Origin of the sequence: Streptomyces sp. NPDC058240 (assembly GCF_042882135.1) — a bacterium.
Taxonomy (GTDB): domain Bacteria; phylum Actinomycetota; class Actinomycetes; order Streptomycetales; family Streptomycetaceae; genus Streptomyces.
Map to the genome: position 1 here is coordinate 190,109 of NZ_JBHVWT010000006.1, position 9,116 is coordinate 199,224.

A 9,116-nucleotide genomic window follows, 5' to 3' on the forward strand; every position below is an offset into this window, starting at 1 on the left:
TCCGATTCGAGTGAATCCGGGCGGATCCCCTCGTATGCCCCCGGAACGGGAGTGGCAGCGGCGTACAGATTCGGTGGAGATTCCGGCGCCCGCCGGTTACCCCGCGGTCCCAGCCACGCCCGAGCCTTGCCCATCTGGCCGGATTTCGGTGGCTGACCAGTGCATATGCCACATTGTCCACCGGTACGGGGCCCTCCCGCCGCGCCGCCCGGTGGGGTAGCGTCACGGCGCTGTGCGGAGCGCCACAAGGAGCAGGTCATTGCGCGAGTTCACTGTCCCACCCATGGCGGCCGCGCCCCTCGTGGGCGGCCTGGCCGACATCGTGTTCGACCATGCCGAGGAGAACCCGCACCGGGTCGCGCTCGGCCGCAAGGACGCGAGCGGAAACTGGCGGGATGTCACCGCTGCGGCCTTCCGCGACGAGGTGCTGGCGCTCGCCAAGGGGCTGATCGCCCATGGCGTCAGGTTCGGCGACCGGGTGGCCCTGATGTCGCGTACGCGCTACGAGTGGACGCTCTTCGACCTCGCGCTGTGGACGGTCGGCGCCCAGTCCGTACCCGTCTATCCGACGTCCTCGGCCGAGCAGGTGCAGTGGATGCTGCACGACGCCGAGGTGTCCGCCGTCATGGTCGAGCACGAGGACCATGCGATGACGATCGCCTCGGTGATCGACCGGCTGCCCGGACTCAAGCGGCTCTGGCAGCTGGACGCCGGCGCGGTGACCGAGCTGATCGACGCGGGGGCGGACGTCGAGGACGAGGTGGTGCACCGCCACCGCCGCGCGGTGACGCCCGAGTCCGTGGCCACGGTCATCTACACCTCGGGGACCACGGGACGCCCCAAGGGCTGTGTGCTCACGCACGCCAATTTCATGTTCGAGACGGACACCATGGTCGCCCGCTGGAAGTCGGTCTTCCGCTCCAGGCCGGGCGACGAGGCGGCGACCCTGCTCTTCCTGCCGCTGGCCCATGTCTTCGGCCGGATGGTCGAGGTCGCCGCGATCCGCGGCCGGGTGAAGCTGGGCCACCAGCCGGAGCTGTCGGCCAAAGCACTGATGCCGGACCTGGTGTCGTTCCGGCCGACCTTCATCCTGGCGGTTCCGTACATCTTCGAGAAGGTCTTCAACGCCGCCCGGCGCAGGGCCGAGGCGGAGGGCCGGATCGGGCCGTTCGACAAGGCCGTGGACATCGCGGTGAAGTACGCCGAGGCGCTGGAGGCGCGGGCGTTCAGGACCGGTCCGGGGCCGTCCGCCGGGCTGCGGATGCAGCACCAGTTCTTCGACAAGGTCGTGTACAGGAAGGTGCGCGAGGCGATGGGCGGCCGGATCCGGCACGCCATGTCGGGCGGTTCGGGGATGGAGCGCCGGCTCGGGCTGTTCTTCGAGGGCGCGGGCGTCACGGTGTACGAGGGGTACGGGCTGACGGAGTCGACCGCGGCGGCCACGGCCAACCCGCCGGAACGCACCAGGTACGGCACGGTCGGGCTGCCGATCCCGGGGACGACCGTGCACATCGCCGAGGACGGTGAGGTGTGGGTGCACGGCGGCAATGTGTTCGGCGGCTATCTCGGCGCGCCGCAGGCCACCGAGGCGGTGCTGCGCGAGGGCTGGCTGGCCACCGGGGATCTGGGCTCGCTCGACGAGGACGGATATCTGACGATCACCGGGCGGAAGAAGGAGATCCTGGTGACGTCGGGCGGCAAGAGCGTGGCACCGGCGGGCCTGGAGGAGCGGGTGCGGGCGCATCCGCTGGTCGCGCAGTGCATCGTGGTCGGCAACGACCGGCCGTACATCGCGGCCCTGGTCACGGTCGACCAGGAGTCGGTGGACCACTGGCTCGCGATGCAGGGACGGGCGCCGCTGAAGCCGGAGGAACTGGTGCGCGATCCGGGCCTGGAGATGGAGGTCCGGCGGGCGGTGGTGGCCGCCAACACGGCGGTCTCGCAGGCGGAGTCGATCCGTACGTTCCGGATCCTGGCGCACCCCTTCAGCGAGGAGCACGGTCTGCTCACCCCGTCGCTGAAGCTGAAGCGCAGGGCGATCGAGACGGCGTACGCGGCGGAGGTCGACGCGCTGTACCGCTGAGGCACCCGGGTGCCCCGGCGGTACAGCACATGTGACCTGTCGAGCGGTGCCGGGGATGCTAGGTGATCGAGACCCGGAACAGCTTGTCCGAGCCGTCGGGTTCGTTCCCCTTGTTGTCGCAGTTGGTGGTGGAGAGCCAGAGCTGGTCCTGGCCGGGCACCTTGGTGACGGTGCGCAGCCTGCCGTACGTACCGACGTAGTACGCGCTCGGTGTGCCGAGCTCCTCGGTGTCACCGGTGATCGGCACCCGCCACAGCCGTTCGCCCTTCAGGGCGGCCATGTAGATGACGTTGCGGACGATGGCGATCCCGCTGGGCGAGGCCTCGGAGATGTTCCAGGTCTTCTTGGGATTGGTCATGCCGGAGGTGGTGCAGGTGCCCTCGCAGACGGGCCAGCCGTAGTTCTTGCCCGGCTTGATGAGGTTGAGCTCGTCCTTCTTGCTGTCGCCGAACTCCGCCTCCCACAGCCGGCCGTTGCGGTCGAAGGCGAGACCCTGCGGGTTGCGGTGCCCGTAGCTGTAGACGTAGTTGCCGAACGGGTTGCCGGGGGCGGCCTTGCCGTCCGTCGTCATCCGCAGGATCTTGCCGTTCAGCGAGTTCTTGTCCTGGGCGAGGTCGGGGGTCTGCGCCTCGCCGGTCGACACGTACAGGTAGCCGTCGGGGCCGAACAGCAGCCGTCCGCCGTTGTGGTACCTGCTCTTCTTGATCCCCTGGAGGAGGACCGTGTAGCCGCTGAGCGAGCTGCCGTCGTAGGTCATGCGTGCGACGCGGTTGCCCTCGGATGCGGTGTGCATGAAGTACACGTAGTGGTTGGAGGACCACTTCGGGTCGACGGCGACGCCGAGCAGACCGCCCTCGCCATCGGTCGTGACGGCGTTGGGCACGGTCCCGACCTGGGTCCTGGTGCCGTCGGGGGTGGCCTTGAGGACCTTGAAGCTGTCCCGTTCGGTCACCAGGGCGCTCTTGCCGTCGGGCATCCAGTAGGTGCCCCAGGGGATGGACCAGCCGCCGGAGACGGTGGCGATGCCGGACGGCACACCGCCGTCGGTGGCGCAGTCCGGGGTGGTGAAGGTGACCGTGTTGCTCGGCGGCGAGGCGTTGCCCGCCGCGTCCTTGGCGACCACGTCCAGGGTGTACGGGCTGGCGCAGGCGAGCCCGGTGAGCGTGGTCGTGGTGGCCGGTGGCGTGCCGGTCACGGTCTTGTAGACGGTGCTGCCGCTGCGTACCTCGTAGGCGGTGACGGCCTTGTCGTCCGTCGACGCCCCCCAGCTCAGGGCGACGCTGTTGGCGGTGAGGCCCGAGGTGGACAGGGTGCCGGGTGCGGAGGGTGCGGTGGTGTCGGAACTGCGCTGGGTGGTGCAGTCCACGATCGGGCTGACCGACGACACATTGCCGGCCGCGTCACGCGCGAACACGGAGAGGTTGTACGTGGTGCCGGGGGTGAGACCGGTCAGGTTCTTCGTGGTGGCGGTGCCCGGCGCCTCGCCGAGCTTGTTGCCGTGTTCGTAGATGTCGTACGCGGCGACACCCACGTTGTCCGTGGCGGCGCCCCAGTTGAGCGCGAGGCTGTTCTCGGTGATCTCCGAACAGCTGGGCGCCGTGGGTGCGGTGGGCGCCTCGGTGTCCGACGAGGTGACCGTGACGTCGAGGTAGTCGAGGTTGGGCAGTCCGTTGGCCGTCGTGGACGTCAGCCGGATCTTGTTGCTGCCCGCCTTGACCGGGGTGGTCAGGGTGGACGTGGCCCAGGTGTTCCAGTCGGTGGTGGCGTCGAAGGCGCGGGCGGCCGAGACGACCGTGCCGCCCACGGCGACATCGGCGGGCCGGGCGTCCGCCGTGCCGTTGGAGTAGCGGATGGCGATCTTTCCGGTGCCGGCGGAGGCCGCGGTGACGGTGAACTCCACATAGCTGCCGACGACATTGTCGCCGTTGACGAATCCGGTTCCCGAGTAGCCGGAGTGGTTGGACTCGGCTGCGCCCTGGACGATCGTCGCGGACTCCGCCTCGTACCGGGTGGCGGCCGCAGAGGCCGACTGCGGGACGGCCTGCACCAGCGCGGTACAGAGCAGCACGGCCGTGAGCGCGGCCAATCTTCCTCGTGACGTGGTGAGTGTTCCGGTCTGCATCTGAACCTCCGTCAGGGAACCCAGTAGTTACCGGATGCGACGATCATCGACTGGAGCTGGACGCTCCCGCCGTAGTAGAGATCCGGGTCGATCGACGTGGTGGCGAGCTTGTTCCAGAGCGCGTCGAGCCAGGCCTGGGAGCCGGAGTCGGTCAGCGCGGTCACGGCGAACGGGGCGGTGAACGCCATGTCGTTGCCGCTGTCGAACACCGAACCGTTCAGGTGGTAGCCGCTGGCGATCTTGTCCGGGTCGCCGCCCGTCTTGGTCTTGATCCAGGAGTTGAGCTTGCGGGCCGACGCGAGCGAGGCACTGTCCCCGCTGGTGACGGCGTCGGCGCCGATGCGCCACGGGTCGCGGCAGGCGTTCCAGGAGTAGTCGCCGTCGTTGGCGCTTTCGAGCACCTCGCCCGGGGCGGGCTTGGCCGTGGTGTTGGTGTTGACGACGAAGTCCGCCAACAGCCCTGTGCCGGAGGCGTACTTGGACTGCTGCGAGGTGATCAGGTTCTGGTGTGCCGTGCGCACGGCGTCCCAGGTGCTGTCACCGGTGGCGGTCCTGAACGCGCGGAAATGGTCGATCATCCAGTCCGAGGAGCGGGTCATCCAGTAGTGGGACTCGCCCGAGTCCGACCAGTCGCCGAACAGCATCAGGTGCGTGGTCGGGTTGACCTCGCTCTTCTTTATGGCGTTGATGTGCTTGACCGCGAGGTCCTTGTAGTTGTACGTGCCGGTGGAGCCCCACTGCTTGTCGGCGAGGAGCAGCCCGTAGGCGACGTCCAGGTCCCCGTCGGTCGCCGAGTCGGAGCCGTCGACGCTCTTGCAGGAGGCATCCTGTTCGGCGGCGAGGAGGTTGGCGTTGTTCACCGAGGGGTGCGCGAGCATGTACTTGACCATGCCGTCGAAGACGGTCTTCGCGTCCGGGTCGGCCCCCGCCATCGTCGCGGTGACGACCATTCCGTAGCCCTGGGCCTCGGCGACGTAGGGGTGGTCGGCGTCCGGCGAGATCACCTGGTACCAGCCGTTGCCGCAGTTCTTCTCGACGAACGCGGACTTCCAGGCGTTGTACGTCTTGATCACGGCCTGGTCGAGTGCCGACTGCGAGCCGGACGGCTTCAGCATCCCTGCGGTGTAGGGGCGGGTGTGGCTGCCGAAGGGCACCGCGGGACCGCCGGTGGCGGGAACCGCGGTGTCGAGGTAGTCGAGGTTGGGGCCGCCGCCGGCCGTGGTCGCGGTGGCCCGGACGGTGTTGGTTCCGGCGGCGAGCCGCGCGCTGATGGTCTTCGTCGCCCAGGTGTCCCAGGAACCGGTCCCGCCGAACGAGACGCCGGAGGCGACGACCGTACCGTTGACACTGATGTCCAGCGGGCGGTCGGTGGTGGTTCCGTTGGCGTAGCGGATGGCCAGCGAGTCGCTGCCCGCGGTGGCGTTCACCGTGAACTCCACGGAGGATCCGGCCACATTGGTGTAGTCGACGAAGCCGGTGCCGGAGTAGCCGGTGTGGTTCGTCGCAGCGGCCGCCTGGGAGAGCTTCGCGCCCTCCGCCTCATAGCGGGTGTCCGCCGCGGCGGCCGACGGAGCACCGAGCAGTGGCAGCAGCAGTCCGGCGGCGGCGAGTGCCGCTCCGCCGAGGGTCAGTTTGCTCGTGGTGGTACGCACGGGATCTCCTCAGCCCTTGTACTGGACGACGATCTTGGTGAATTCGTACGGGGACTGGGACACCCCGCTGCAGGCGTCCCCGTCGCCGCCGGAGCCGCATGCCCGGTCCCGGTTGACGGACCAGAAGGCGTAGCGCGCGATGTGGTGCTGCTGCGCGTAGCCGAGGATCGTCCTGAAGTCCGTGGTGGTGACGGTCTCGTCCGCCTCGTCCGTCTTCCCGTTCATCGAGGAGACTCCGATGTGCCGGTAGGCGGCGTCGTCGCTGTAGCCGTAGGCACTCTTCACCGCGGACTTCAGTCCGTCGAGCGCGCTGACCGTGGCCGCGCCCATCGTGCCGGTGTGCCCGCCGAAGTCGAAGGGCATGATGACCCAGCCGTCGTTGTCGAGCCCTGCGGCGGCGCCCCGCTTGATGAGGTCCTTGCCGGTGGCGTCGGGACCGGTCGGGGTGGTCCCCATGGTCACGTACGTCACGATGCCCGGGTTGGCGTTCTTGACGATCTTCAGGGCGTCGACCACCCGCTGCCGCACGGTGGCGTTGGAGAACTCGGTGTCCTCGATGTCGATGTCCAGCGCCTTGAGGTGGTAGGCGTTGATCACCTTCTGGTAGGCCCCGGCCAGCGCGGAGGCGCTGGTGCACTTCTGGCCGAGCTTGTTGCCGCTCCAGCCGCCCACCGAGACGACGATGTCGCCGCCGGCCGCCCGGATGGCGTCGATGGCGGCCGCGTCCGAGCCACCGGTCAGCGGCCGGTCCCCGTCCCACTTCGGGTTGCAGGTGCCGTCCGAGAGGATGAACGCGAGCGTGAACCACTTCACGCCGGTGGCCGCCATCACATCGGCCGGTTTCTGCGGGTTTCCCCAGCCGAGGTATTCGTACGGGGCCGCGGCCATGGCGCCGGGACCCGCGGCGGTCGTTCTGCTGGTCGGGGAGACGTACGCGTCAAAGGCCTCGTGCGCGTTCGTGGCGGCGTAGGCCTTCGGGAGGTGACCCAGCAGAGGCAGGAACAGACAGCTGAGGCCGGCGACGACGGCCACCAGGCGGCGTGGGGGTGCGGCAGGGTGCACGGATGATCCCTTCCGGTTCGGTGTTAGGAAAGGTTCCTAACCGACACTGCATAGGATTCCCTGCGGAGCTTTCTGTCAATGCCCCGCGTGGGCCCAAATCTCGGGCGGTGCAGGCGGGTTGGGTGAAGCATGGGCAGCCCTCCGGGGCAACGGGCGCATGCCCCGCCGCCCCGACCGTGCGAGGGCGTACCGCCTCCGGCTCCTCAGACCAGTTGGTACCCCCGCATCCGGGTGAGGAGGAGATGGGTGTCCTGCAGCGATCCCGAGGTGTCGCCGAGTGACCGGTAGATGCCCCACTTGGGCCGGACCCGGTCGGCGAGAAGGGTGTCGACGCCGGACTTCGACCTGTCGATGACGGTGGTGGCCCCGTCCTTCAGGATCCAGCGGACCGAGCCCGTCGCACCGTCACCGATCGCGATCCGGAAGTCGACGTCGATCCACTTGTTCTGCAGCGGCACGAGGTCGGTGCGGCCGACGAGGATGTCGGCGACGGCCAGCTTGAGCTCGATGGTCTGTACACCGTTCACCCGGCGCAGGGACTGCACGACGATGGGCGAGGTGCCGGTGCCCGGCTGCTTCATCTGCATGATGTGCGTGAAGCTGGTGGTCGCCTTCAGCGAGCCGGGGATGTACATGCGGTACGTGACCCGCCAGGTCTCTCCGGGCAGCCACTTGAGGTACGAACTGCCGCTGGTGCGCAGCCCGGTCACCTCTTGACGCTGACGGTCCGTCGAGGTGTCCCGGTCGACGGTGTGCATGGTGAACCGGAAGTTGTCGCCCTCGGCGAGGATGTGCGGCTGCCCCGCCGGATGGGAATCGGCCCGGTCGTCCTCGATGGTCTCGAAGGCGCCGAGTCCGGCGTCGCTCGCCGAGGGCGACCAGCGTAATTTCCAGCTCGCCGCGTGCGCGGTGGCGGGAAGGCCGGCGGTGGCGGCGACGGCGCCGCCGATCGCCGCACCGAGCAGCGCCCGCCTGGAAGGGTTCGTCACGTCGACCTCGCTCGGAGTCGTTCGTTCGTCATCTCGGGGTCATGCGTTCACAAGAGTGTCCGTTGTTCAGTGACGTGCTCCAGGGTTGCGTGCCGGCGGAACCCGGTCAATGGCCCGGACGGAAGAGGCCGGGTGGGAGGCCGCGGAACGCCGGGCGGCAGGGGAATGCACGGCGACCGTTGATCGTTGCCCATGGGAGTACCAACCGACGACGTAAGGATCGACCGCTCGTGAGCCAGGTCCCCTCCATCACCCTCAACAATGGCGTCGAGATGCCGCAGCTCGGTTTCGGTGTCTGGCAGGTGCCGGACGACGAGGCCGCGAAGGCGGTCGCCACGGCCATCGAGTCCGGGTACCGGAGCATCGACACCGCCGCGATCTACGAGAACGAGCAGGGCACCGGCCGGGCGATCGCGGCCTCCGGTGTCGCCCGCGAGGAGCTGTTCGTCACCACGAAGCTGTGGAACTCCGAGCAGGGCTACGACTCGACCCTGCGCGCCTTCGACGCCTCGCTCGACAAGCTGGGGCTCGACTACGTCGACCTGTATCTGATCCACTGGCCGGTCCCGGCCAAGGACGCGTACATCGACACGTACAAGGCCTTCGAGGAGATCCGGTCCGACGGCCGCGCCAAGGCCATCGGTGTCTCGAACTTCCTCCCCGAGCACCTGGAGCGTCTGCTCGGCGAGACCTCCGTGGTCCCGGCGATCAACCAGATCGAGCTCCACCCCCAGCTCCAGCAGGCCGAGTCGCGCGCCTTCCACGCCAAGCACGGCATCGCGACGGAGGCCTGGTCGCCGCTGGGTCAGGGCAAGGGTCTCCTGGAGGTCCCGACGGTCGTCGCGATTGCCCGGAAGCATGGCCGCACGGCGGCCCAGGTGGTGCTCCGCTGGCACATCCAGACCGGCAACGTGGTGATCCCGAAGTCCGTGACGCCGTCCCGCATCGTGGAGAACCTCGATGTGTTCGGCTTCGAACTGGACGCCGACGACCTGGCCGCGTTCGCCGCGCTGGACGAGGGCAAGCGTCTCGGCCCGAACCCGGGCGAGTTCAACCTCGGCGCCTGAGCCCTGCTCTCGCGCCGCTGACGCACACGGACCGGAGCACGGCTGCTGAGCCAGGCGGCGGTCCGCTCCGCAAGAGGGGAACGGACTAGAAGCGAGCAAAACGCGACCGTCGTCGTGGTTGACTGTTCTGGCTGCGTAGTG

6 protein-coding genes are annotated in these 9,116 nt (G+C 68.7%); 2 read left to right on the forward strand and 4 right to left on the reverse strand.

The features are described from left to right. Nucleotides 1-283 precede the first annotated feature (283 nt). Nucleotides 284-2,083, forward strand: a complete 1,800-nt coding sequence (locus ACFVX4_RS14705; protein WP_389976257.1) for an AMP-dependent synthetase/ligase — start codon at nucleotides 284-286, stop codon at nucleotides 2,081-2,083. Between the two features lie 58 nt (nucleotides 2,084-2,141). Here ACFVX4_RS14705 and ACFVX4_RS14710 read toward each other — a convergent pair whose 3' ends face one another. From ACFVX4_RS14710 to ACFVX4_RS14725, 4 genes are all read right to left on the reverse strand, one after another. Next, nucleotides 2,142-4,205 carry a PQQ-dependent sugar dehydrogenase gene (locus ACFVX4_RS14710; protein ID WP_389976260.1) on the reverse strand — a complete coding sequence of 688 codons (2,064 nt, stop codon included), beginning with the start codon at nucleotides 4,203-4,205 and terminating at the stop codon, nucleotides 2,142-2,144. A gap of 11 nt (nucleotides 4,206-4,216) precedes the next feature. After that, nucleotides 4,217-5,857 (reverse strand): glycosyl hydrolase family 8, encoded by a 1,641-nt coding sequence (locus ACFVX4_RS14715; protein ID WP_389976263.1) that lies wholly within the window; start codon nucleotides 5,855-5,857, stop codon nucleotides 4,217-4,219. A 9-nt stretch (nucleotides 5,858-5,866) separates the two neighbouring features. Next, nucleotides 5,867-6,919, reverse strand: coding sequence for a chitinase (locus tag ACFVX4_RS14720; protein ID WP_389976266.1), 1,053 nt, complete (start codon nucleotides 6,917-6,919; stop codon nucleotides 5,867-5,869). A gap of 203 nt (nucleotides 6,920-7,122) precedes the next feature. Next, nucleotides 7,123-7,908: a Tat pathway signal sequence domain protein gene (locus ACFVX4_RS14725; RefSeq protein WP_389976269.1), complete on the reverse strand. Its 786-nt coding sequence runs from the start codon at nucleotides 7,906-7,908 to the stop codon at nucleotides 7,123-7,125. A 230-nt stretch (nucleotides 7,909-8,138) separates the two neighbouring features. Between ACFVX4_RS14725 and ACFVX4_RS14730 the strand changes: the two genes are divergently transcribed. Beyond that, the gene (locus ACFVX4_RS14730; RefSeq protein WP_389976272.1) at nucleotides 8,139-8,975 is read left to right on the forward strand and encodes an aldo/keto reductase; all 837 of its coding nucleotides are present in this window, start codon (nucleotides 8,139-8,141) and stop codon (nucleotides 8,973-8,975) included. Nucleotides 8,976-9,116 lie beyond the last annotated feature (141 nt).